At 60.9% G+C, this 24,059-nt stretch carries 28 protein-coding genes and 1 pseudogene; all 29 read right to left on the bottom strand.

Annotated features, from left to right (window positions below):
- Positions 1-910: pseudogene (locus C3418_RS24370) on the bottom strand (hypothetical protein); the annotation flags it as partial.
- Between the two features lie 9 nt (positions 911-919).
- The gene (locus C3418_RS09980; protein ID WP_053288653.1) at positions 920-1,177 is read right to left on the bottom strand and encodes a hypothetical protein; all 258 of its coding nucleotides are present in this window, start codon (positions 1,175-1,177) and stop codon (positions 920-922) included.
- Entirely contained in the window at positions 1,177-1,557 is a 381-nt protein-coding gene (locus C3418_RS09975; protein ID WP_103858409.1) for a hypothetical protein, read from the bottom strand. The genes C3418_RS09980 and C3418_RS09975 overlap by 1 nt, the downstream gene beginning before the upstream one ends.
- A 9-nt stretch (positions 1,558-1,566) precedes the next feature.
- Complete coding sequence (locus C3418_RS09970; protein WP_103858408.1) at positions 1,567-2,199, bottom strand: hypothetical protein; 633 nt, start codon at positions 2,197-2,199, stop codon at positions 1,567-1,569.
- Between the two features lie 10 nt (positions 2,200-2,209).
- Complete coding sequence (locus tag C3418_RS09965; RefSeq protein ID WP_258039951.1) at positions 2,210-2,485, bottom strand: hypothetical protein; 276 nt, start codon at positions 2,483-2,485, stop codon at positions 2,210-2,212.
- Positions 2,486-2,565: 80 nt separating this feature from the next.
- Positions 2,566-6,555: a DUF1983 domain-containing protein gene (locus C3418_RS09960; RefSeq protein ID WP_103858406.1), complete on the bottom strand. Its 3,990-nt coding sequence runs from the start codon at positions 6,553-6,555 to the stop codon at positions 2,566-2,568.
- Complete coding sequence (locus C3418_RS09955; RefSeq protein WP_103858405.1) at positions 6,555-8,216, bottom strand: hypothetical protein; 1,662 nt, start codon at positions 8,214-8,216, stop codon at positions 6,555-6,557. The genes C3418_RS09960 and C3418_RS09955 overlap by 1 nt, the downstream gene beginning before the upstream one ends.
- Positions 8,217-8,319: 103 nt before the next feature.
- The gene (locus tag C3418_RS09950) at positions 8,320-8,601 is read right to left on the bottom strand and encodes a hypothetical protein (protein ID WP_103858404.1); all 282 of its coding nucleotides are present in this window, start codon (positions 8,599-8,601) and stop codon (positions 8,320-8,322) included.
- Positions 8,602-8,788: 187 nt separating this feature from the next.
- Positions 8,789-10,354, bottom strand: a complete 1,566-nt coding sequence (locus tag C3418_RS09945; RefSeq protein WP_103858403.1) for a hypothetical protein — start codon at positions 10,352-10,354, stop codon at positions 8,789-8,791.
- A gap of 9 nt (positions 10,355-10,363) precedes the next feature.
- Complete coding sequence (locus C3418_RS09940) at positions 10,364-11,041, bottom strand: DUF6682 family protein (protein ID WP_103858402.1); 678 nt, start codon at positions 11,039-11,041, stop codon at positions 10,364-10,366.
- 12 nt (positions 11,042-11,053) lie between these two features.
- Entirely contained in the window at positions 11,054-11,635 is a 582-nt protein-coding gene (locus C3418_RS09935) for a hypothetical protein (RefSeq protein ID WP_103858401.1), read from the bottom strand.
- A 1-nt stretch (position 11,636) separates the two neighbouring features.
- Positions 11,637-12,074: a hypothetical protein gene (locus C3418_RS09930; RefSeq protein WP_103858400.1), complete on the bottom strand. Its 438-nt coding sequence runs from the start codon at positions 12,072-12,074 to the stop codon at positions 11,637-11,639.
- Between the two features lie 66 nt (positions 12,075-12,140).
- Positions 12,141-12,530 carry a hypothetical protein gene (locus C3418_RS09925; RefSeq protein ID WP_103858399.1) on the bottom strand — a complete coding sequence of 130 codons (390 nt, stop codon included), beginning with the start codon at positions 12,528-12,530 and terminating at the stop codon, positions 12,141-12,143.
- A gap of 65 nt (positions 12,531-12,595) precedes the next feature.
- Complete coding sequence (locus tag C3418_RS09920; RefSeq protein WP_103858398.1) at positions 12,596-13,813, bottom strand: DUF4043 family protein; 1,218 nt, start codon at positions 13,811-13,813, stop codon at positions 12,596-12,598.
- 71 nt (positions 13,814-13,884) lie between these two features.
- A complete protein-coding gene (locus tag C3418_RS09915; protein ID WP_103858397.1) occupies positions 13,885-14,802 on the bottom strand; it encodes a hypothetical protein in 918 nt (305 codons plus the stop codon).
- 131 nt (positions 14,803-14,933) lie between these two features.
- Entirely contained in the window at positions 14,934-15,269 is a 336-nt protein-coding gene (locus tag C3418_RS09910; RefSeq protein ID WP_103858396.1) for a Gp49 family protein, read from the bottom strand.
- Between the two features lie 120 nt (positions 15,270-15,389).
- Positions 15,390-17,516 (bottom strand): portal protein, encoded by a 2,127-nt coding sequence (locus C3418_RS09905; RefSeq protein ID WP_103858395.1) that lies wholly within the window; start codon positions 17,514-17,516, stop codon positions 15,390-15,392.
- On the bottom strand, positions 17,516-19,213 hold the full coding sequence (locus C3418_RS09900; RefSeq protein ID WP_103858394.1) for a terminase: 1,698 nt from the start codon (positions 19,211-19,213) through the stop codon (positions 17,516-17,518). Before C3418_RS09900 ends, C3418_RS09905 begins: the two co-directional genes overlap by 1 nt.
- A 68-nt stretch (positions 19,214-19,281) precedes the next feature.
- Complete coding sequence (locus tag C3418_RS24365; protein ID WP_143237287.1) at positions 19,282-19,575, bottom strand: hypothetical protein; 294 nt, start codon at positions 19,573-19,575, stop codon at positions 19,282-19,284.
- Positions 19,576-19,611: 36 nt separating this feature from the next.
- Positions 19,612-20,481, bottom strand: coding sequence for a terminase (locus C3418_RS09895; protein ID WP_103858393.1), 870 nt, complete (start codon positions 20,479-20,481; stop codon positions 19,612-19,614).
- Positions 20,482-20,661, bottom strand: a complete 180-nt coding sequence (locus C3418_RS09890; RefSeq protein ID WP_223918042.1) for a hypothetical protein — start codon at positions 20,659-20,661, stop codon at positions 20,482-20,484.
- 53 nt (positions 20,662-20,714) lie between these two features.
- Positions 20,715-20,945, bottom strand: coding sequence for a hypothetical protein (locus tag C3418_RS09885; RefSeq protein ID WP_103858392.1), 231 nt, complete (start codon positions 20,943-20,945; stop codon positions 20,715-20,717).
- A gap of 1 nt (position 20,946) precedes the next feature.
- Positions 20,947-21,171 (bottom strand): hypothetical protein, encoded by a 225-nt coding sequence (locus C3418_RS09880; protein ID WP_042880547.1) that lies wholly within the window; start codon positions 21,169-21,171, stop codon positions 20,947-20,949.
- Positions 21,172-21,224: 53 nt separating this feature from the next.
- A complete protein-coding gene (locus C3418_RS09875; RefSeq protein WP_042880549.1) occupies positions 21,225-21,707 on the bottom strand; it encodes a TIGR02594 family protein in 483 nt (160 codons plus the stop codon).
- The gene (locus C3418_RS09870; protein ID WP_103858391.1) at positions 21,707-22,021 is read right to left on the bottom strand and encodes a phage holin family protein; all 315 of its coding nucleotides are present in this window, start codon (positions 22,019-22,021) and stop codon (positions 21,707-21,709) included. Before C3418_RS09870 ends, C3418_RS09875 begins: the two co-directional genes overlap by 1 nt.
- A gap of 168 nt (positions 22,022-22,189) precedes the next feature.
- Complete coding sequence (locus C3418_RS09865) at positions 22,190-22,888, bottom strand: TIGR02642 family protein (RefSeq protein WP_103858390.1); 699 nt, start codon at positions 22,886-22,888, stop codon at positions 22,190-22,192.
- Positions 22,885-23,307, bottom strand: a complete 423-nt coding sequence (locus tag C3418_RS09860; RefSeq protein ID WP_103858389.1) for a hypothetical protein — start codon at positions 23,305-23,307, stop codon at positions 22,885-22,887. Before C3418_RS09860 ends, C3418_RS09865 begins: the two co-directional genes overlap by 4 nt.
- Positions 23,304-23,621: a Ref family recombination enhancement nuclease gene (locus C3418_RS09855; protein ID WP_103858388.1), complete on the bottom strand. Its 318-nt coding sequence runs from the start codon at positions 23,619-23,621 to the stop codon at positions 23,304-23,306. The genes C3418_RS09860 and C3418_RS09855 overlap by 4 nt, the downstream gene beginning before the upstream one ends.
- Positions 23,618-24,058 (bottom strand): recombination protein NinB, encoded by a 441-nt coding sequence (locus tag C3418_RS09850; RefSeq protein WP_103858387.1) that lies wholly within the window; start codon positions 24,056-24,058, stop codon positions 23,618-23,620. Before C3418_RS09850 ends, C3418_RS09855 begins: the two co-directional genes overlap by 4 nt.
- Between the last annotated feature and the right edge of the window lies 1 nt (position 24,059).

Genomic DNA, 24,059 nt, shown 5'->3' with positions numbered 1-24,059 from the left:
ACGCAAGGCGAGCGTAAGACGGAAGCAAAAAATCGCAGGAATGAGCAGTGAATATCTGGAAACGGTACTCAATGCGGGTCTCAAAAAACTGGGTGAAATTTAACAAAATGTTCACGCTCTCACCCTGACCGGTTTTGGGGTTGACATAGGTCACCGGCGCTTGCATGTAAAAGGTGCCACGCCCAGTGGGCACCACTTCTACCTCACCATAAGATTTGACAACGCCATCAGGTGTCATTGTTCCGATACCCTTTTCGAGGTTGCCCCTGACCATATAGGTCAGAGACTTTTTCAACTCGGGCGTATTGATGGCATCATGCATTTTCCCCATATCCCAGACCTTGGCGTCAGGGTTGTTAATGATTGCTTTCATCCCTTGATAAACAGTGTCAGAACTCCGGTGCCATTGCTGGTCACCAAACACGCGGTATGGATTTCGCCCGGCGGCATATTCATGGTTCAACAAAGCATCTTGCTCTGGTGTTATTTGCTCCCCTCGCCCCAGCGCTGCTGTCGCCATATTGAACGGCACCTCATTGTCAAGCCACCACTGGTCCCGTTTGTTCTTTGCCACGGCCAGTGCGTGAGACTCTTGGGCCCTTTTATTTTGCTCCACGTTAAGGCTCAGCATCGCGTTGGCGCGCTTATTATCCAACTCCAGTTGTTTTTGCCGTCCTGCGTATTCTAAGTTCCATCTGTCGTCATCAACCTTATGGCGACCTCGGTTATATTTGGTCTCATCATCATAACGAGCATCGGCCTTTTTCTGCTGATCCAGCTCGTTCTGCCACATGGCATCTCGCAGGCCCATGGCCTTATCCATCCGCTCATCTTCTTTCTGGCCACGTTGATAACGGTCCATGGTGTTGAAGCCAGCCAGAAAACCTTCCGCCAATCCCGATACGCTCATCATGCCTCCTTAAAACAAGCTGTCTGCCAGAAAACCAACCCCAGCACCTGCCAGTGCGCCCAGAGGGCCACCGAGTGAACCCGCCATGCCCAACATGGCGCCCATCGATGCGCCAGTACCGATGGTGCTCAGGGTTTGCCCCTTGCGAGCGGTCTTGAGACTCTTGTTGGCAGCCTCCATCTCCGACTCTCGGTTGGCAGCATCGCGCAACCCCGCCAGGCCTTGCTGGCGTGTCTGGCCGCCGATATCCAAAATGCCGTACCCCATCACACACCTCCTCCGGTTTTGATTGCCTCACGCAGCCCCGCATCCGCGCCGGTCAGGATCCCCATTTGTCTGGTCTGCTCCTGTTCACGAAGGCCGTTCTCGGTGCCTGCCGTCATCAGCGCCATGCGCAGCCCCTGGCTGTTATCGTTGGCATTGCTGCTGGTGCCCAGCCCCATTCGCGCATTGCGGTTGGCCGTAGCCTGCTGAGCAGAGCGGAGCGCGTTGGCGTTGTTCTCATCCACCCGTCCAAGTTGCTCCCGCAGAAGCTGACCGTTGGTGGCCAACTCCATCAACTCCTGCTGCTTGGGGTAGAAGCGTGTCTTCCAGTCCTGGTACTGCTCTCGGGTGATTTTGGCGTAAGTGTCTGCGGCGTAACCCATGGAACCCCCTTAGTAACCCTTACCCTGCAGCACGGATGCTGTCGGGCTGATTTTCTTGATCTCCGTTGCAGCCGGCGCTTTCAGGCTGGCCAGCCCATACGAGGTGGCAGCTCCTGCCATGGTCCCCACCAAACCAGCCGTCGCCTGCTGGCTTTGGTAAGAGCTCTGTGCATCACTGGTTGCCTTGCGCAAGCTGGTTGTGGCCACATCGCCAATACCAGCCAGCGATTCAGCCTTCTGCCCTGCGCCAATGCTCACCACATCCTTGAGCCCAGCAACATACTTGTCCTGCTGGCTGGATTGTGCGCGGTTAGTGGTATCGGTCTGACTCAGGGCTTGGTCCGTTGCCAGTCCTTCCATCGCCTCCTGGTACCTGCCGCTGGTTGGATCTACTCCACTGGCCGCCATGGAGTCAGCCAGCCCGGCGCGCGCCTCACCAAAGGATTGAGCAGTGCCAAGCGCTGCCGTGCCTGCCAGTTTGTCGAACTCCCCCTCACTGTTGAGGTCATCCACCTTCTCCATGAAGAGGTCCTCATACTGCTGCAGGTCGTTCTTGTAGAGATCCCACTGCTCCATGGCCACACTGGCCGCAGCCTTCTGAGCCTCGGTCTCCTGAATTTCGTTCGAGCCACCCTTCCCCATCACCTACACCTCATAGGTTGATCTGAAACACATAGAGCCCATCAGCATCATCCGGCTGACGTACCCATCCCATTCTTGGTGCGACCTTGAGCCACCCCTTGCGCACCGAGTGGAAGCGCAACCAGCGTGCCCCTATCAGGCGCGCCAGGCGCTTCACTTCCGGCAAGTGCCGCTCAGGCGCCCTGCCATCTCCCCACCCCACCCAGACCAGGACGCCGATCACGCCATCTTCGGCCAGCGGCTTGAGCACAAACCCGTCATCGCCACGCACAAATAAAAACGCCATCCGGTTTCGGATGGCGTCTTGCAGTTTGAGAGGGAGATTAGGATTCCCGGTATCCCTGACTATGCGGTTCAAAGCAGCCCTCACCATAGACCCATCAGCCATAGGCTCTCCCCGATAAGGCGCTGGTTCTGGATAGATGACCCAGGATAGGCCACCACTTCGAAGGTGATGTTGACGGTCTCAGTCCCAGCGGGGATCACGAAAGCATCTTGGAAGGTCACACTCATTGGCGCTCTATTCGTACCCACAGGGAACGAGGCTGTGGACGTAGCCCTGGCTACTTCAGTGCCGTTGAGCTTGCACAACAATATGAGCCCTATCGTGCCGGATCCGGAAACCTCTGCTAGACCTGTGAGTGGTTTGATGCAGACCATGTTTCTGGCTCGCTTGTAACCTGCCAAAGAGAAGTTACCTGACGCCCTGATCATCCTTGTGATATCACCCACAATCCGATCCGCTTCCAACGTCCCCAGGACCACGCAATCGGCAGCAATCGTGCAGTTGTTCATGGTCATGTTTCTGACGTAGCCGCCTTCTGCACGAAGTCGGTTGGTATAGATGCTGCCGTCCGCATAGATCATCGTGTACCAACCCCATCCCCAGCCTCCATAAGGGCCGCCCTTGCCAAATCCCGCCGCGCCTCCAGACAGGAAGGCATTGCCCATATCGATCTGGCCACCGTTAATCAACGGGGTTGTGATGCTGACCCCAGCTTTGATGTAGTCGGCGGTGATCTTCTCTGACTGGATGATCTGGATGGTGGCCTTTCGGATGATGGCCTCGGCAATCACGGCCTGCCCGTTGTCGATGGCAAACAGCGGCGCCATGGGCGTTGAGCTGTTCGGGTCGAATACAAAAACCTGACTGGCAGAGATTGCCACCTGGCTGGTGCCGTCCGAATTGGCAACCAGGCCGATCCCGGCAGTGATCTGGCCCGCGCTGGCTTTCGCTGTCCACATGGCCTGGGCACCATTTTGCAAGTCGGCAATAGCTTGGCTCTGGAGTTGAACGGCGGCGGCATTGGCTGCAATCCTCGGGTCGTCAGTGGCAACCCAAGCAGTACCACTGTAACGGTACGGCCTGTTGTTGTTGGCTGTGTCAAACCACAGATCACCGGTGCCCATCGCTGACCCTGGGGCAGTGGCTTGGAAGAACGTTTTATTCTTGCTACCTGCAACAGCAGACACCGTATCAATCTGGCTGCCGAGGGCTTGCATCGCATCGGCACGGGCGACTGACTCTGCCGTGATCTGGCCTTGGAGTTGCTGATCTCCCTGCTGATAGTTTGCCGTTACCTGCTGGATCTGACTGGCCAGCGACTCGACGGCATCAGCCCGGGTGGTTGCCTCTTCATTGATGCGACTAGAAAGCTCAGCATCCGCCGTTTGCATTGTGGACTGTTGCTGATTCAGCTTCTCGGTCATGACGGCATCAGCATCAGCGCTGACCCTGGCCACCTCGGCAATACTGGCTGAGAGGGACTGATCCACCCCCTCGATTTGCGCTTCAAGCACAGATGTCTTCTGTGCCAGGGCTTCATCTGCCGTTGATCTAACCAACTGCTCATTGGTGATCTGCGCCCTGATCTCCGCATTCTCAGCATCAAACTCTGCGGTCAGTTGCTCAACGGTCCTGGCCTGCGCCTCCTGTTGATTCGTCAGCGTGCTCTGCTGTTGGAGAATGACACCGCGAGCCTTTCGGTTCTCTCGGTCACGTTCATCCCCGGCCAAGGCACCTTCAACCTGACTGACGGCACCGACAACGATCTCCGACTCCATCTTGTCCTGGCGTTGACTGAGCGAGGCCTCATTGCTCACCACGGCCTGCTGCAGCTCAGTGATGCTGGCTGAGTTCTCTCCGACCGTCACATCAAGGGTGCTGATCCGCTCCCCCAGCGCTCGGTCGGCATCTGAGAGGGCCTTGCTCGACTCGGAGAGGGAGGCAGACAGCGCCGTATCGGCGGCCTTGAACGCAGCATCTACAGTGCGGATCTGCTGGGCAAGCGCCTCGTCTTGGTTCGCCCTAGCGGACTCCTCGGCAGCAACCCTCGCATTCACCTCATCAAGGCCGCCGCTGAACTGCGCCTCGACCTCAGACACCCGCCTCGAGATGGCCTCATCGGCAGTAACCCTTGCTGATTCTTCCCGCGTGATGTTCGCCGCAATATCTGTCGTCGCATCCGAAAGCGCAGCTGCCAGCTCATCCTGGCGCAAAGATAGCGCCTCGTCCGCCGATGCGCTCGATTGCTCCAGCGCCCTGATATCAGCATTCGCCTGGGTGTCAGCTGCCTGGAACTCCGCCGTGACGTTATCAATGCGCTGTGCCAGCGCCGAGTCTGCATCAGAGGTCACCTTCTCAACCGACGAGATCCTGGCTTGGGTAGCAGCGTCCTTCGCTTCAAACTTCACTTCCATGTCTGCTGTGCGCTGAGCCTGGGCCTGCTGCTCCGTCAGGATTACCCTCTGCTCTGTACGGATGGCCCCGAACGCCTTCCGCGTCTCCCGATCCCGCTCATCCACGGCCAGGGCACCATCGATCGCAGCAGATGCGTTGTCGTCATCATTCCCTCGCTGCAGCTCGAGTTCTGCCGTGATGGCGTCGAATCGGCCAGCAGTAATACCACCGTCATCCGCGAAGATTTCTTCGAGCGCCTGGATCTTGGCCTCTGATGCCCCCGCCCTCACTTCGAGCCCGCTGACCCGCTGCGTGGTCACCTGATCGCTTTCCGCCGAAACGCGCGCCAGCTCAGTGATACTGGCCCGAAGAGTCTCGTCACCCTGGGTGATCTGGGCCGCCAGCCCATCAAGGCGCTGCGCCTGTGAACTCAGCTCATCGGTGTGTACCGTCAGCTTGCTTTCCGCGTTGGCCAGCCGCTCGCCCTGCTCGTCAACCTCTTGCTGTGTCGCCTTCTGGGCCAGCACCCCTTTTGTCGCATCAAGCTCTTGACCGATCTGGGTGACCCGCTGCTGTTCGCCTGTGAACTCCCCCCGGGTGACGGTTTGGCTCAGGCTGGCGTCCAAGCCGTTGATGCGCTGCTCTGCCTCTGTAATCCGCGAGCCTTGGCCGTCAACGGTGACATTGTCTGCCTTGCTGCTGATCTGGCCGGCGACGGCATCAAGATCTTGCTGCACTTCAGTAATCGAAGTGTGAAGCTCATCTCGCACCGCATTGACGGCATCCATGGTGATGCTGCCGTTTTCTGGATCGACGACAAACACCGCATCGCGGAACGAGTCGAAATCCCCCTTGTACTTGTCGAGCTTCGCATTCAGGCGATCCTGCACCAGGCCGATCTCAATGCTCGACATCCCCAGCTGCTGCTGGGCGTCATCCAGCAGATCTTGCGCTACCTTCTGGCGCTCATCCAGCCCGGCCAGCTCCTGCTCAATACTGGGGATCTTGTCCTCGATGGCGGCGACCTTGGGACGAATGACCTCGATCTCATCAACCTTTGGCTTCAGGATCGTAATATCCAGCTGCAGTTGGGGAACTTGCTCTATGGGCCCCAGCAGCGCCTGGGCCAGGTGGCTCTCCTCTATCTTCCCCTGCAGTTCGTCGAGAATGTCCTGCACATCCCGGCTGGTTTCAGCCTTAACGCCCTGCATACCCTGAAAGGGACCCTTGTCATCCTTGCCGTTGACGAAGCGCACCCAGTAGTAAAACGCGGCGCCCTTGCCAATGGCGTCAGAGAAGAGATTGGCCGAAGAGGTCCCCACCAGGGTGGCCTCGGCTTGGTTGTCACTCTCAGCTCGCCATATCTCGGCGTGAGCATGCCCCCGGTACTGCGGCGGATCCCACTCAACAAGGACCGTGTGAAATGCGCCATTGGCGATCACATTGACCGGAGCGTGGGGGAACTCCATCTGGCCCGGCGGGAAAAGGTCTGGGTTCTTGCCCGGGACATAAACACCGCCAGCACCAGGACGCAACGTAGACAGCCCCAATGCCGCCAGCTCCCGGAAAGTGACTGCCTTATCAAGGCGATCGCCACGCTGTCCGGTGAGCAGCTCCACGTTCTCGGCTGTTGCGGCCTGGTCACGGCCGGCGCGATATGCGGGTTTCTTGGCCATCAGTTCACCATCTCCGCCATGCTGCTCGCCAGAGTGATGCGGCTCACCACCGAGGTACCGAAGACCTCTATCTGCCAGAACCGGCCCCGCACTGGCGGCAACCTGAACGCCCCGGGCACCAGGTTGCCAGGGGACAGCTCCATCACCTGCTCCCCGTCAACGAACAACTTGATCCCGACCAAGCCAACATCCTGAGCCAACACCCGGCAGCAGCTGAAAGACGAACCCTCTGGCTCCATAAATGGCTTGGACCGCCAGACGAACTGACCATTGCTGGGGCTCCCGCCGCGCCAAATCTGCAAGCTGCGCCCCTTAGCAATGTAGAGGGAATCGCTCTCCATATCGGAGACAGCTGCATCCCACCGGTTCGTCAGCTCACGCAAGTCGCCACTTTTCGGGTCAAAGATGAATGCGTGGGTGTCGGTCATGGCCACATATTTTCCCTCGTGGTGCCATGCCCGCATGGTCTCGGGCTTCATGGCGCGCCACTGCTTGCTGGTGATGACCTGCTCGGTCACCACCTGCCCACCGTTGGCGCCGATGCCGACCAGCCCGTCCGGGGAGGCATAGAGCACGACGCCATCCATGGCGACCATAGAGCGACCACTGACACAGGACTGCGGCAGTTGACTCAGCTTCTGGGTGGTCACCGATGCCGGGCTCACACCCTGGGCAAGATAGGGGTACCCCTTGGTCCCGATCACCAAGGTGGTGTCGATGGCAGCGATCGCCACAATGTCGTGCTCAGTGGTCAGCCGGTACTTCTCCGGCCAGGCATAGGGAAGGTAAGGCTCGCACAGGTAGAGGGAGTTGCCAGCAAACCCGGCGCACATGCCGTTGGCCATTTGGCAAAGCCCACGCAAGCCATCGGGTGGCATGGTGTAGCCGTAAGTCTCCAGCACGGCGCCCAAATCCCCATCCGCTTGGTTATCGACAAACGACGTCTGAGCAATCGGCAGCTCGGCCACCAACAGGTAGTCGGCAATGCCACCACCGGACACAGACCGGTAGACCCGACGCTTGGTGATATTGCTGTTCTGGGATGTCGGCTGAGTCAGCACCAAAGCAACCGACGACCCAGGGATCGTGATGGTGACTTTTCCGCTGGCTGGGCCGGGTGGCCCCTCCTCTCCCATCGCAGTCACGAAGGTGTCCACATAGAAGCGGGTTTCGTCATCAATGAGGTCGTCATCGACACCACCGGATGGCGGCGTAATTGCGCCCACTCCAACAGGAACGCCTGGGGCGGGAATGCCAAGCCGGTACCACGCTGTCGGCTTGTTGGCTCCGCCAGTAGCGATCTGGGCATGAGTCACCTTGGGGTATTCACCGTCCGTGTAGTAAACCCGGCCGTATGGGTCCTGGGCAATTGGGGAGCGAATAGCCTCCACCACCTTGTTCCAGGCAAACCAGTGCTGGCCATAGTGAAAAAGGGTGGTAGGCACGATGGGCAATTCCACACCAGCACTGGCGTAATCCTCCAGCGGGGAGATAACGCCATGGTCAAAATGGCAGTCACGCGCAATCACCGCGACTTCATCAGACAAGAGGTGTGGCTCCACGCGCGGCATAGTCCCTCGCATGGTGACGATATCGAGTACGGGCATGGGGATCTCGGAGAGGCAGAAACGAAAAAGCCCCACTCGGGAGAGCGGGGCCATGATGGGTAAATCCTAACGCTGACAGCGCCAGGAGGCAAGGCTCACTTGGCTGGTTGCAGCAGCACGGCGACCACGCTCGCCGTGATGGGCTCGAGACGGACGATCACTCTTCCGCCCCACGGGCCACCGGGTAGCGCAGCTTGATCTCCGCCACCTTGTCGCGCCATGTCTGCTCGGCCGCTGCTGTCTTGTCGTATTGCCACTCCAAGAAAAGGGGGTCGGACTCCGCCACGTAGGCGCGCTGGCGGCGCGCCAGTTGCCCCTCTGTCAGCTCATAGTTGTGCTGGGCGAGCACGGAGGCTATGACCTCCTCACTCATGCCCAGCTCCGCCATAAAGGCGGGATCGTAGTTGTCATGCGTTTCGCCGTCATATAAGTAGCTCATCTATTTGCCCCGCTCGAAATGTTAAACAGACTGCATCGCAGCCGCCGATCACCCTGACGGTCTCGAGATTGAGACCGCTCCAGTGCTGATATTTGTTGATGGGTTGACAGGCCAGGTCTTTGGTCAGCCTGATCTGATTTTGCAACACCGCCAGTTCGACATCGGACCCCCGAAACTGGCGCAAGGCTCAGGCAAAGGCGGGGCGAAACCCGACGTCCGTGAGCGTGCGCACGCGCGAAGAGCTCAGATAGAGCGCAGCCAGGCCAGCGTCGGACCCGCCGACAAAACCGCCGCCACGATACGGGAGCCGCTCGCCGAAATTGCGTACATACATGCGCCCCTGCGGCAGCACACTGGCCGGCTCGATGAGCAGTCTCCTGAGCGACTGCAGGCTGACGTAACCGCTGGCCTTGGCCGTCGAGCGCCACTCACTGTTAGCTACGCTGCCAGTATTGCCGTTGTCGCCCAGCGGGCCGAGCCGGTTTATGACGGTGTTAGAGAGGATCGAGCTGCCGCCGGTCGGAGAGGAGGCATCTAGATAAGCATCGACAAACGCCCAGTCAACTTCGGCTTGGGTGTTGTAGGCAGAAATCTTAAAGCGCCCATCTTGCAGCAGCAATCCGTCCTGCCACTCCCAGACGTTGCCGACCAGATCCGCAATCCCGCCCAGCGTGCGAGTATGCGTCGCATCGGACCCCATCGAGCCGGTCTGGGTTCGCCCCGTGCCGGCTGCATCACCCGGCGCTCTATTGTCAGCTCGATCTCCTACCAGCCAAGTCTTGGCGTGACTGCGCCCATGGTTGGTATTGCCAATCGGCTCGTAGCCGTTGGCCATGCACCACAGGGCGATTGCCGCCCATTCGTGCGCCGTCATCAGATGCCAGCCTGCGCCTTTTGCACTACAGGCGTTGCGGGCGGCGGTGTGATCGAGCGAGGCGCGGGGATCTTGCCGCGGCGCGCTGACAGCGCCGGAGCCGGACGCAAGATAGGCGCCGATGAATATCTCGCTCTTGATGCTGCCGCTGCCAAAATCGAACGCCGTCACATCGCCAGTGCCCATATCGGCAGTCATGCCCAGGTCGGCGTAGCTGAAGCGCGGCAGCACGAACATAGCATTGGCGTTGCCAGCGCTGTCGCGAATGATGGTCTGTCTGCCGCCGGTTGCCCGCTCCAGGGCGTAGCGCTCCGCATCGAGGATGGTGGCGCCGCCCACGCGCATCAGCGAGCCGGTCCCGGCTTCGGCCGTGGCATTGGCGGCCGCAGCGGCGCGATCCGCCTCTGTCTTGGCTCGGTCGGCTTCGACCTTGGCGCGGGCCGTCTGCCCCTCGCCCTCGCTGGTCACACGCTTCCACGGGATCAGTGTTTGCTTGGTTCCATCCGGTGCAGTCACCTCAACAGTGGTGGCAGTGCTCGTCAGCAGCGCCTGAAAAGCATCGCTCTGCTGCTGATAGGCACTCAGTGTGGCGGTCAGGCGGCGGGCGAACTCAGGGACGGAATCCGAGAAAGTCGTGATGATCTCGTAGGCTTTGCCCGTGGCAGTGGAGCCACGGTATGACTGCACCAGATACAGCTCCGTGTTGGACACCACGTAGTCCACCTCGTAGAAATCCACCGAGGTGCCACTGGTGATACAAAAAAGGTGGCCCTTGGCCACCCCGTTCTTGGTGTCTGCGAAGGTTGTCCCGGTACCGGTCACCTTCTTGTTGCCATTGGTGACGGCCACCGTACCGTCACGCTTCCACACTCCTGCCATGCTGCCCCCTTACTGCCCGGTCACGCGGGAGAATCCTTCGGTCTTGCGCTGCTCCAGGCTGGCATCAACCTGGGTCTTTTCACCCAACTGCTGCAGGTAGGCGTTGTAGTGGCCGACAGCCCGATTGGAGTTGGCGCTGTATTCGGAGTCCTTCGAGAAGGCCCGGTACATGATGAAGTCGATAAGCGGGTTGATGTAGATGTCATCCAGATCGGCCAGCGCCGGCGTGCCCACGTTTTCCACGTCCGCCAGCACCTTGGATTGCGGCGCTACGGAGTAGATCACATCCACCTTCACTGCGGCGGCGGGGCCCGGGTAGAGATAGAAGTTCTTGGGGTCCCGATCGTCATAGGTGTAGGCGGCCACGCTGGTGCCATCCTTGCCAGCATGCCAGTCCGGGTAACTGTCATCGAGGGCGCGCCGCGGCACGAAGCGGATCACTTTGCCGTCGGCATTGCGCAGCACCTCGATCAGCCGCAGGGCATCTGCAGGCAGGCTCTGCTTGGTGCCGGCTGCGCAGTTGAACTGCACGTTCTTGGTGTGGGCGTCAGGACGCATCAACACGATCGCTTTGGCAGCATCGTTGTAGTAGTCCAGCAGCTCCTGCTTGGGCCAGCGAACCCAGGTGCGATCGTTGAGCAGGGTATTTACCCGCTTCAAGATCGAGTCAACGGTAACGGTTGCCATGTGTGGAGTCCTTTAGAAAAAAGAGTGTTTGCGGGGCGGGTTGTGGAATTCAACTTGGGTCGGGGCGCTGTGCTCTTTGCGGAACCGGCCGGCGCGGCGCCATCCCTCGACAAACTCAGCCCGGTGGTATCCTGCTCGCTTAGGGTCAGACCAAGGGCGGTCTGGCTGGGCATAGAGCAAGGCTGCGACGCCATGGGCAATGGCATCGGCGTGATCGTTGTAGAGCTGGGCTGGGAGATCGGTGGCGCCTTTGACCGGAGCAGCCACATACCAGATCCGCGCATCGCTGAGATCAGTCAGGATGCTCAGCTCATTGGCCGACATGGCGAAGTAGTCACGCCCACTGACAAATGGCGCGCCCCCTTCACCAGTCAGGTGCAGCATATTGCACGATGTCATCCCGCTGATGTTGCAGACCTCCACCAGGCTGCCGGCTGACGCGCTGGGCAGCAGTCGGTCAAGGGTCAGCAAGGCCGACTCCCGGCAGAACGTGATGGCCGCCTCTGTGACGGCCTCACTCAGCATGACTTCGAGCGGGCCGGTGATGTGCAGCCTGACAGTGGGCAGGAACTGCTCACGCGACACCATCTGCATGCTATTCCCCCTGCTCTGCCAGCTTGGCCTTCAGGGCATCACGCACGCGCACCCGGTAATCGGGCACTTTCTCTTGCGGGCCCTGCGGCTCGATATCCAGATCTTCCCCTTCCACCAGGGTGGCCAGTTGGGCAGAGGTCATCTTGGCCAGATCGCGCTCACCAACCACCATGCTCTGCTCTTCCGCCAGGCGGGCCTGCTCGGCGGCGAGGCGCTCCTTCTCTTTGGCGGCAGCCTGGGCAGTGGTCTCCTGCCGCTCCAGCTCGCCAGCCAGTGCCTCATGGCGGATCCAGACGGTCGGGAACTCCAGCAATTGCATGGCGATGTGACTCTCCACATCCACTGCGGTATGGCGCGGGAAGACCAGGCGGCTGCCGGTGACCGTGTCTTTCTTGCTCGGCTTGTCGCCGATGTAAACCACGGCAATCTTGTCGCTCATGGCGATGACTCCTATTCAGAAACGAAAAAGCCCGGCACAGGGCCGGGCGGACAGTGATCGGCAGCCTTACAGGTTGCCGACTACCTCGTAATGCAGTTTGAGCTTGACGGTGCCCGTCGCAGCGCCGCCGCCAACCGTGAGGGTGAGCTCCTGGTCAGGCTCGGTCAGCAAGTCATCGACCGGGTAATACTTTGCCACCGTCCCCACCGTACTCTCGGCGTTGATGATGGTGGTGTCGCCGACCTTGGCGGTGATGGTGGTACTCGCGCCCAGCGCAGTGCTGAACATCGTCACACCCACCACTTTCAGGTTGGGCTCCACCTTGTCACCGTATGCGACAACATCGCCAGACGGCACAGCCGCCAGCTTGGCCACCAGGGTCGGGGAGATAGAGAGGTTGCCGAACGCGCCGACAAACCAGCGGTACGCTCGGGCGAGCAGAGTAGTCTTGGCCATGATATGGCTCCTTGTCTTGTCAGATAGTGTTTGGATGGGGCCCTGAAGCCCCATGGGTCAGCGGCTTAGCGGGCGATGGCGCTCACCGCGGTATCCAGCACCATGCAGCCATGGTCCTGAATGTTGCCGTTGCGCTGCTTGAAGCGGATCTTCTGCAGGCCGGAGACCCAGCTGATGGAGATCTCGGTGCTGTTGCCGTGGTCGGTCGGTTCTTGGTGCATGCCGAAGGAGCCGCCCTGCTCGCCAGAGCCGAAGGCATTGGCCAGCGCCTGGCCGCCAAGCAGCACGGCGCGATCGATCAGGGTGCCGGCAACCTTGTCCACTTCCGCCCCAGTCGCGGAGTTGGACGCACACACCTTGACGATGCTGCCCTGGTTGAAGCGGATCGGCATGCCCTTGTAGGGCTTGACCAGGATGCCGCGCCACATGGCGCCCTCCCCGCGGAAGATGGGGTGATTCCAGCCCTTGCTACGCTCCATCGCGGAAGCCAGCATCGCCTGCCAGTCCTTGCCGGAGCTGGAAGTGTAGAAGTCGTGCCACTGGCGCGGGGTCACGTAGAGCACGTAGAGAGGCTCACCACCGGACGGGTCAGCCACCATGCGGATCGGCTGGATGGGGTTAGCCATCTCGGACAGGTAGAGCGCCATGTTATCAACGCAGCCGAGGTTGAAGCGATCCGCCGCATCGAGGGCTTCGAAGTTGGTCGCATCACCACCGAAGAAGTGGCGCTCGTAGGTCGGCGCGGTCAGCTTGTTGATCATGATGTCGGCAAACTCGGGATCATCCGCCAGCGGCAGGATGATATCGGTGGCCGAGTAATCGCCGCGGGCACCGGCCAGCTGAGCAAAGCCGCGCTGGTCAACAAGGCGGCCGTAGTAGCCATCACCCAGCAGCACGCGAGCCGTCTTGATCAGGTCGTGCTTGGTGCGCTTCTGGCTCATCTTGCCGCCCGCGTCCACACCGTGGCGGGTCTGGTTGATCTTGAGCGAGAAGTCCGCGAAGGACATGCTCTCGAGGCGCCCTGCCAGCTTCTTGTCACCCATGGTCGGGCGGCCAGACAGTTGGTGGAACAGCTGCATGTCCACTTCATCCCCGGCGCCTTTGCCAAGGTCGGTGATGCGCACCACGGGGGCGCCGGCGCTGGTCTGTTTGCCGCCGTTGACCTTGGCGCCCTTGGGGGCCTCTTCGGTCAGCATGTTCACCAGCGAATGAGAACGGTTGGCCGCCGTGAACAGTGCGGCCTGCAAAATCTTGTTGGCTTGCGCCGAGGTGACTTGGGTCATGGTCCTCTCCTACATGAAAACAAAAACCCCGACACAGTGGTCGGGGTTGGCTTATTGAAATGGGTGGTGGGTTAGTACCCGGCCTGCTCCAGCAGCGCCTCCATCTGGGCGTCCGTCATGGCGCCCATCTCGCCGATAAGCTCGGCCTGAGACATGGCGCCATAGCGCTCCACTCCGGTGGGTGCTGCATGATGGGTCTGGCCGAGCGCCGAAGGGCTGGACGGGATGAAATCAGCGGGCTTCTCTGCACCCTTGCCGGGTACCTTGGCGGGAGGCGCTTGAACCTCATCACCAAAGGCCAGCTTGGTGCGGCGCGCCGCCTCTGCGAATCGCTCATCCAGCGACTTGCCTTGCCACGCGGGATCAGCCTGGAGCTTCTCATCGACGATGATGGCGAAGTCGAAACGGTCCTGGTCCTTTTCCCGCCAGCTCACCAGATCAGGTACCGCCTGCAGTGCGGCCTGTACCGGGTTGATAGCGGGTTGGGCGGGCTGCTCCAACTTCTGCAACTTGCGGGCGATGGCCGCCAGCGGTTTGCCAAGGTCGGGGTAGTCCTGGGCCAGTTCCTCAATAGCAGCGACATCGATGCTATCGGGATCGCTGGTGTCCAGCTCAATGCCGTTCTGCTCTAACACGGCGGCCAGCTTGTCCCGTTCGGCTTGGGCCTGCTGCGACTGAGCCAGCTGCACACGCAGTTGCTTGGCTTCATTGCGTGCCTGCTCCAGCACTTCATACGGGATGGTGTGTTGACCGCTCTTGGCCAGGATCACCTTCTCAGGCTCCGCGACCCCTTCACCGCCCTGCTCGGTACTGCCCTGTTCGTTACCGGCTGCCACCTCGCCCGCCGACGGCGCGGGTTGTACGTCCGTTTGCTCGGTGCCAGTGCCATCATCCAGCTCGCTATCGGGCTCACGCTCGATCGCTTCCAGCATGGCTTCCAGTTCGTCCAGGCTCTCAGTGCCGGTCAGGTTGTCGATGTTCTTATCCATGGTTGTCCTCGTGGGTTTTCAGTGGGTGGTATCGCTGCCCAAGCGGGGGAAGGCTCTCGGTAAAAGCGCTCCCCGGCTGGGGCTGGGCATAAAAAAGCCCGCACAACGCGGGCAAGGGTTGCCGTCTATCGCTAAAGATTCGCTAAATGGCACTTGAGCCGCCAGCCTTCCAGCTTCCACAGCTCTTGGCGGGCCTTGGCTTCGGCATCCTTGATGGCGTACTTGGCGCCAAACTCGGCGTTGAAGTTGGCCGGGTCCGCACAGGCGGTCATGCCGATGGCCAGGGTGAAGCCGTTGGCAGCAATGGCGGTAGCCAGCGTGGTTGTGGTACCGGGAACAACCTGAACCTCATAGCGAACGCCACGCATCAGCGCATCGATCTGTTCAGGGGTAACGCGCGGGGCGGTCAGTTCGAGCGCCTGAATATCTCGTTCCATCTCGGCATCAAGGTGTTGCTGGTCGGTCATGGCCCGTTCCAAATAAAAAACCCGGCACAATGGCCGGGTCTGGAAATGAAAAAGGCCCAATCTCGAGAGACTGGGCCATGTTGGGGAAATCGTAACGCTGGCAGGTCAGGAAAGCAACTATCAGAGCGCGATCGCGTCTATCTGCTGCTGAATGGTGTCCAACAGCTGGGCCTGCAGGGCTGCCTGCTCGGTCTGCATCGCCTGCTGCTGGGCTGCCAGTTGCTCCATCTCCTGCAACGTCTTGCCGGTCTGGGCCTGCTTGAGAGCATCCTCAAACCGGATGGAGTCGGTCAGCTTGGCGATGCGCTGAGCCTCTGCCTGCCACTTGGCGGCCTTGCCTTCCAACTCAGCCAGCTTGGCCTGCATCTCGCGCATGGCCAGCTCCTGCTGCATCTGGGCAACCTGGGCTTGCTGGTCGGCGGCGGCGCGCTCCTCATCGCTCATCTCGTCCGGGTCTTTCGGGATGTTCAGGGCGTTGCGGATCCGCTCCACGAACTCGGCCTTGCGCGGCACATCCATTAGCTCGACCAGCAGGTCAAAGCAGGCACCCGCAGCCTCTGGCGGGAGTTGTGACATGGCCTGGGTCATCCGCTCAGCCAACTGCTGCTTATAGGCGGCGGTTTGCTGGATCGGCGCCAGTGCGATATGGGCCCGCAGCCGGGTCACATCATTGGTGAGCTTGCCATCCTCCTGCTCCACATTGACCACCACGGCCTTGCGGCGGCGGGGGTCATCCCGGTTCACTGTCACCTTGTAGTTGCGCTTGCTGGCCATGTCTTCCAGCAGGTATGCCAGTGCCAACTGCCCCACTTGCTGGCAGCCCATCCGGTAGTTGTCGTTGATCTCGGAAAGCGTGGTTGCCCCCTGCTCCACCAGGTTGCTGATGGCCACACCAGATTGTCCGGTGGAGCCCTGGCCCAGGAAGGCGGCATAAACCCCCATGGTGTCCTGGATCAGCTTCACCGAGTCCTGCATCACCTGAAACTGCTGGGCCGCCACGTTGAAGTCCTGCTCTACCTTGAAGGCATCGCTCACGCTGGTCTTGTTGGCTCGGTCAGGGTTGAGCTCGATATAGCCATCGGGGCGCTCGACTTGCTCCAGCACCTGATCCCGGCTCATGTTGGTGGCGTCCTTGTCCGTGATGACCCGCTTGGCCTGCAGCAGGAACGTCAGCTTGATGCGCCGCAGGTTCACCTCGTCCTGTGCCGGCATGGCGCGAACAATCAACCCATAGGGTTCGCCGGTGCGGTCTTTGCGATACCCCCAGAACGGCACCAGCGGGTACATGTTGTGGGGAGCAGAGCAGGGTCGATCAACCAGATGATGAGGGCCGACGAACCAGGATTCCCGGATCACGGCCACCGGGCAGCGCTCCAGCTTGGCGCGCCCCATGGCCACAGCAGCCAGGTGCAGTTGATTGGTCTTGTCGTACTCCAGTGCCCGACCGGAGTCCAGCATCAGCACCTGACGCATGGTGTAGGTGCGGTAGTAGACCACCTGCAGCAGCACCCGGTCTCGCTCCCTGCTGCACCACTCCACCTCCTTACCGCTGAACTGGCTCCACTCGTCATAGGCGCTGACCAGGTTGGGGTCCAGCCCCTCGATGGCGGTCAGGCTCACGATGCCCTCCCAGTCGTTCACGCCCCACTCCAGCGCCTTGGCCTTGCTCGGAAACATGGTCTTGGCCTCATCCAGATCGACCCAGCGGCGGCGCATCACCCAGCGGCAGTCGCTCAGGTCTGGCTCCCGGCTATGCCAATCCCAGTACACCTCGTCGCGGTGGACGTTGCTGAACTTGTAGCGCGGGCCGAAGGGGTCGTCGCGGCGACACACCTCAACCCAGCCCAGGCCAGTCTTGATTTGGCCGCCATAGGCCTCGCCCCGGGCGCGGTCCAGTCCGCCAAGGCGGCACATGTCGGCGTATTCGGCGTTGACGGCCTCGGCCAGTTGCTCCAGCTCGTCGTCGTGGTCATCGGCGATCACCATCAGATCGGTGCGGCTCTTGGCCTCCATCCCCAGCACACCGTCAATGGTCGGCGCAACCAGGTTGTGAATGGTGATGGGCTGGCCCCGCGCCTTGAGCACACTCACCACCTCGGGCGGCAGTTGATCGCCGTCGTAGTAGGCACACGCCCGATTGGCGATAGAGCGCCAGTCCGGCTGGCCGTTGATATCGCTCATCAGTTTGAGCAGGCGCGGGGTATCGAGGCCGCCTTTTTCAGGGGCCTTGGGTTGGGCGTTGATCATCAGTTGGCCATCCAGTGCTTGGGTTTGCGGAAGGATTCAGGTTTGACGATGCGGGCCGGCATCCGGGCACGCATCTCTTGGGCAATCATGTAGCTCATGAGCTGGTCGTCGTAGCAGCCGTCCTGGGCGTTCATGCTGCCGCTCTTGTCGTAGACGTAGGTGGTGGCTTCGGAAATGGTACCGATCCAGCGGATCCCGGACTGCCCGGCACGCAGCAGGGCCTTGAGGCCATCAACCAGGATCGGCTTGGACTGCCGGGTGGTGAGCCAGCCGAGGCGCGGCGTCTCGTCGTCGCGGTCCCGGTCGATGTGCTCCTGGGTGTAGATGCGCCGGGTCGGGTAGATTTCACGGAGCTTGAGCAGCACAGCGTGGCCGTGGTTGTTGCGCTCTGGGCCGATGTAGGCCGGGCCATGCTCTGCGGTGCCATAGAAGCGGCCAACGTGGGCAAGCAGTTGGGCAAACAGCCCCGGGTCCAGATGCCCAAACCAGTGGGCCACCTGCCGGCCGTCGCTCTTGGCCGTGACATCTAGGCTTGAACGGTCGCCGTGCTCCAGCCCTTCCGCTACGTCAGCGCCGATGGCGTAATCCTCGTCGGGATCTGGCAGCTCCCAGACCAGCAGCATGTTCTCGAGCGAGCGCTGTCCCTGCTCGTCCAGCTTCTCCGGTTTGCGGGCCTTTTCGCGCCTGCCGGTGACCGGGTCGATGTCATAAACGATGAGCGGGGCCATGCAATCGCCCTCTGCTTCCATCGTGGCGATGGGGTCGAACACCCGGCGCCCGGAGGTGAGGAACGCCTCCAGCGGCGTGCTGGGATACTCCTGCTTCATCTCCCCACGCTGCGTGCCCTCTTTCAGCACGTACCACTGGCGCTGCTCGTCGCTGATGGTGCAGCTCATTGCCTTCTCCACCGCGGCGAAGTATTCCGCTTGTGCCTTGCTCATCACCACACCGGAAGCGGGGACGTCGGCGCGATACTTCGGATCCTGCCACCAGGCGAAGAAGTGGAACTTCCAATCCAGCTGGGTCAGCTCGCCGGTTGAGCGAGACAGCTCCAGCGACTTCATGCTCATGGCGTGGAAGTCACCACCAACACCTTCCGCAGTGCTCTCGATAAAGGCGATAGCGCCTGGGTGGATTGCGTTGAGGGTACCGGTTCGAACCTCCTTGGCCTTCTCGGGATACTTGGCGCAGATCTTCCCGTGCTCGGAGACATGCAGGCGCTGGACGGTACCGGAGCGGAATGAGGTGGCCACCTGGATGCTGGAGCCGTGCCGGAACAGGATGTGGCCGCCATTCGCCCCACCCCGCCGGGTCACCACCTTGAACTGGGCCTTGAGCCAGCCAGGCAGGTTATCGAACGGCACTTCAATCTTGGTGCGGTATATCTCGCCGGCGGCCGTCAGGTCCTGGGCGATGATCCCGCACTTGAGGTTCTTGTTGAACAGCGCCTCGTCCAGCAGATAGATGTCGATGGCCGTGGAGAATCCGAGCTGACGCGCCTTGAGGATGATGTTCAGGTACCACATGGTCCGGAACAGCAGCTCCTGCGCCGGGCGCAGCCGGAAGCGCACCAGTTGGCCCTGCTCGTTCTCGATCATGTAGAGGTTGTTCATCCGCCACCACTTATCGCTGAGCTTCGAGCGGATGTAGGCCATCTGCTCCTGCTCAGTCATGGCGGAGGTGTCGAGTTCGGTCATCGTGGGATCTCAGGCAATAAAAAACCCGCCGAGGCGGGTTGGTGTTGTTGAAGCTGTGGCTACTTGTTTCATGGCTGGCTCCTGCATGGGGTGAGCTCTGTGTAACGCTCGTAATACTCTGCGAATGCCTGAGCTTCTCTGGCATCCCGGATTACAGACCCACACTCATGAAGTTTGCCATCTTGATATATCAATGTCGGCTCAAACGTAACAGAGCCACCATCAAAGCCATCCATCGCATCCGTCAGACAATAGGTTAGCCTCTCACCACGGCGTAGGGCGTGACTTACATCCTTTGGCAGCACGCTATCATCACCAATGCTCACCAAAGCTCCTGATTCTCCCACGCTGTAAATTTTCATCTCACCAACCCGCGCTAATGACATTTGTAAATACTATCACGACATCAGCCCACCAGTCCCCATCCCCTGCAGCTCAGTCACCATCTCGCTGACAGGGGTGGCCTCGCTACCGCCATCCTTCTCGAGCCGATCGGCTTCGGCGGTCAGCTTGCGGGCCGCAGCCCGGATCCGGCGAGTGTCCTCCTCAATCTTGGGCACGCTCACCTCGTCGATGCGAAGGGCGCTCAGGGTCCGCTCGATGGACTCAATCCGCTGGATGTTGCGGTCGAGGGCCTGCTCTGCTTTCAGGATCTTGTCATAGAGCGCGATCCGGTCGGTCATCTCGCTGGCCGTGACCAGGTCCTGCTGCAGCCCCTTGAGCAGCTTTGTGACGGAGATGACGCGAGCCCGGGTGAAGTCCAGCTCGTCGCGCAGTTGCAGCTCGCGGGCCTGGTCGAACAGCTCCTCGGCATCGAGGAACTTGGCATAGCCGCCATGGGTCAGCGCCGGACGGTCGCCGGGCTTCCACTTCGTGACCGGGTTCGGGTTGCCAGGGTTGCCCTCGGTGAAGCGGCCGCTGCTGTCCCGGCCGTTTGTTTTCGGGTTCTGGGCTGAGTCTGCCGGGGTGTGAGTGGATGCGGAGGACTTCTCCCCTCTTCGCTCTCCCCCTTTGGCCTTGGCCTCATTCCCCTTGGTTTGCGCACTTTGCGCAGATTGCGCAGTTTTGCGCACTTCGGAATGCGCAGATTGCGCAGCTACGCGAGATTTATCAGGTTGCGCAGGGGATTGCCCCCGAGATTTCAAATAGCGACGCGCCGAGTTGTAGTTCAGGCCGCGGCTGTCACACCAGTCTTTCGCACTGATGCCTGTCGCTTCATGCTCCTGCAGGAACTCTGCATTGAGCTGTGCCCAGTCGGTCTTTGCCATTTAGAGGGATAGCTCGCCTTCTACGATGGCATCACCAGGTACAGGCTCATGGGTAGCCGGTACCACGACGGAGACGCCAGTATTCAGGGTGACCAGGGCCTGACTCCCGTCATACTCCCTCACCTGAGTAACAACCCCGGTCACGGTAATGCCATTAACCACCGCATCGCTCCAGTGCATCGAGATAGTCCAGTAGGTCGGCTGTGGATTCCCCAGAAAGACAAACCCCGCCATTAGCGGCGGGGTTCCATGTCAGCCTGGGTGTGGGTGGCGGGCAGTTCGCTGTTTGGCTTGGAGCTGTCTGGCAACTGACCAGAAGCAGCACCGAAACGCTCAGCAAAACACCCCTGTGGGTCCGCATGATTCTTGTCATAGCGTTCCTGCACCTCCCTTGCCCTCTCCTGCTTAAGCCAGCGGCCCAGAAGGGCCGTTAGAATGTCGAGCAGTTGGAGCAAGCTGTTCATGTTATTGCTTCCTGGCTTTCTCAGCCGGCAGGTTCATAGCCAGCTTGTCCAGCACCTTGGTCAGGCCAACCAAGAAGGCCTGCACCTTCCCGATCACCTCATCGTCCCGGGTGGAAGGGGTGACGGCCGCGATCTTGGCCAGCCCCTGCACCACCATGGACGCGCCGCCCACTACAGCCATCAGGATGACAATCCAGTTGATGACCACCTCAACGATGTGTTCCATCGCACTCTCCTCTGCTGTTACCGGTTATCCGGCGATATTGGCAAGGCTTGCGCCTATGCCTCGGACTTCGAGAACTCTGCCGCAGCCATCACAGGCAATTCCCCCACAGGCTTCGGCTCACCGGCGGGCCAGCGGTATGCGGTTACCCGAGAGCGAGGAAACGCCTTCACGTTCACCGCGTCCGCTTGGTTGCCGCCCAATACCAGCAGATTGCCAGCCTTGTCCTGCCCCACTACGAACCCAACGTGTCCGCCACCATCCCGGGAAAACACCACTACGCAGCCTGCCACCGGCTTTTCCAGCTTCTCCCCCCAGGAGGCATAGGAACGCGCACCCTCGAACCGGGTGGACTGAATACCGACCCGCTCTAGGCACGCTCCAACAAAGGCGGCACACCACGGGGTTTCATCATCACGGATGCCACCCCGCTTGATGGCCTTCCACATCGCCACGATCTCGGGGTTGTGTTGGGGCCCCTTAATCTCCGTCAACCCGATATGCCTACGGGCTTCATCTACCCAGCGCATTTTCACCATCACTCCTTCCCTCCCATCCAGCCGGTTGCCCGGCGTTCGTACAGCTCCAGTGCTTTCGACCCCATCAAGCCAGCCAGGCCAGCCATGAAGCCGCACAACGGGAGCGGGGCTGCGATGTACCAGCTCAGCAGCATGGTCAACATCCCGGCGAACCCTGACACCACCACCTGCAGCAGCGCCTCGACCCATCGGAACTGCCTTCCCTCGCGTTTCACCGTCTGTATGTAGGTCACAAGCCCTCCCCATACGCTCAGCCCGCCGAATGCCAGATAGGCGAGCACGCTGTAGTTCTGTGGATCCTTGTCAGGCGTCATCGCCCCTCCAGAAACGACAAAGCCCGCACAAGGCGGGCCAGAAATGAAAAAGGCCAGGGTCACGGGGACTCTGGCCATCTTTGAGCAATACTAACGCCGGGGATGGGTAGATTCAATCACTGCGTCTATTCATGGGGTTGCGCCTGCTCGGCGGCGAACGCTCCGCGCCTAATCCGCCCGCATCTCCCTCACTTGTCGGCCCATGACTTTGGCCAGATCTGACGCCTGGTGGATCACCTCATCAACAGCACGCTCTACGGCCTGCCGCATCTCTTGGCCGAACCGGCGCGACACCAACTCAGCATCGGGCACTACTCGTCCGGTACCGTGGCACTTCGGGCACTCGTCCCCCCGGCGTGGCCGCAATCCGGTTCCCCTGCAGTGAGGGCAACGCCCTGACCGAAGCATCTCGGCGACACAGTGGTCGCGAGCCAACTGCAGGATCCCGTTCCGCTCGGCCAGCAGACGCTGGTACTCGAGGTCATTGCCTGCGCGGTGAGCTCGTTTGGCCTTCTCCATCACCACGGCGGCACGGCGGCGCTCCTTGTCATAGTGCGGGTGAGACAGCACCAAGTGTTCCAGCTGCTCAGGCAGGGGGCGGCGTAGCAGGATAGCCATGGCCATGCCACCGGCCTCGTCGCTGTCCAGCGTGGTGCTGAAGTACGCCAGCAATGACGCCAGGGCCTGCTCGTCCCCCAGGTGATCGGCCATCAGGAACTGTAGCCCCTGGGGGTTGTTCTTTGCGGCCACCTGCAGGGCGCCGATAAAATCATCCCACCCAAGGGCATTGAAGTTGCTGGATGTCGGCTCATGCAGCGCCCCCTTTGGTGAGAACAGGCGCAGTGCCATTTCGATAGCGTGGGTCATGGTTTGGTCCTCTGGTCTGGGTCCTGATTGAAGGCGGCGAGCAGCCAAGCGCGCAACTGGCCGGATTTGATGTGTTCCGGGGTAACTTCCAGCACGGTCCACCCGAGCAGGGAGGCCTCGTTCATCTTGGCCCGATCCTCTACGAACCCCCTCCCCCGGGTGTGCCGGCCGCCGGAGTGGATCCCGCCATGGATTTCGAGGGCGAGCTTCTGCTCCTCCCAGGCGTAGTCGAAGCGCCATTTGCGCTTGGGGTGAAACAACAGCTCGGTGGCGGGGTCAGGTAGGCCGACCAGCTGGGTCAGCACCTTGTCGTGCAGGGACATGACCTGCTGGGCCTTGCGCACCTGGTTGGCTGCGGTCCTGACCTTCGGGCTGCTACCCAGTAACCGGGCCGCATCGAGGGCGGTGAGGTGGATCATGCCGCCCTCCCGATGGTGTTCTTGCGCAGTTCGGTGACTTCTCTGGCCACCTGCTCCAGCAGGGTCTCCTCGCTGCCGTGATCTTGTTGCCAGGAACGCGGGGCAGCGTGGAACCCTGTGGGGTAGCAGGCACGATGATGTCGCGGGCAAAGCGGTAGCACCCGTGTGTGCTCGGCGCGCTGGGCCATGCCAGATCCAGAGCGCACATGGTGGATTTCCGCTGGTGTGGTGCCATGCCCTGCATTGCGGCAGGCAATGCAACCAAGGGAGGCGACGTCGGAGAGATGCTGCTTGTCAGCCTTGGTCTTGCTCATGCTGCCGCCCTCCCGTATGCCGCCACCCAGTCGAAGCCGCGGCGGGATTCATCCCCGAACTTCACGCCCTGCTGGGCGCCGAAGGATTGGGCCAGCTCGATGAGATCGCGCATCTCGCGCACGGTCATCTTGGAGGTGGACTTGCCCAGCACCACGAACCCGTTGCCGTCGATGTTCGGCACTACGTCCTGCTGGTACAGTGCAGCGCTGAGCACATGCTTCCAGTCTTCCTTGGCGAGCTTGCGGCCGTGCCAGACCACCTGCTCGGCGATGTCGGTGAGGCATGCCCAGAGCATTGAGTTCTGGGCCAGGGAGCGGGTCAGCTCCTTGATTTCGATAACCAGCGGCTTGTCCTGGTCAACCGGCAGGCTGGCGACCAGTTGGCTGGCGCGGACCCGGATATCTGGGCTGCGCAGAAAATACTTGGGGTAGCTCATG

Origin of the sequence: Aeromonas sp. ASNIH8 (assembly GCF_002919855.1) — a bacterium.
GTDB lineage: Bacteria > Pseudomonadota > Gammaproteobacteria > Enterobacterales > Aeromonadaceae > Aeromonas > Aeromonas caviae.
This window is presented reverse-complemented; position numbering and strand designations above follow the sequence as displayed.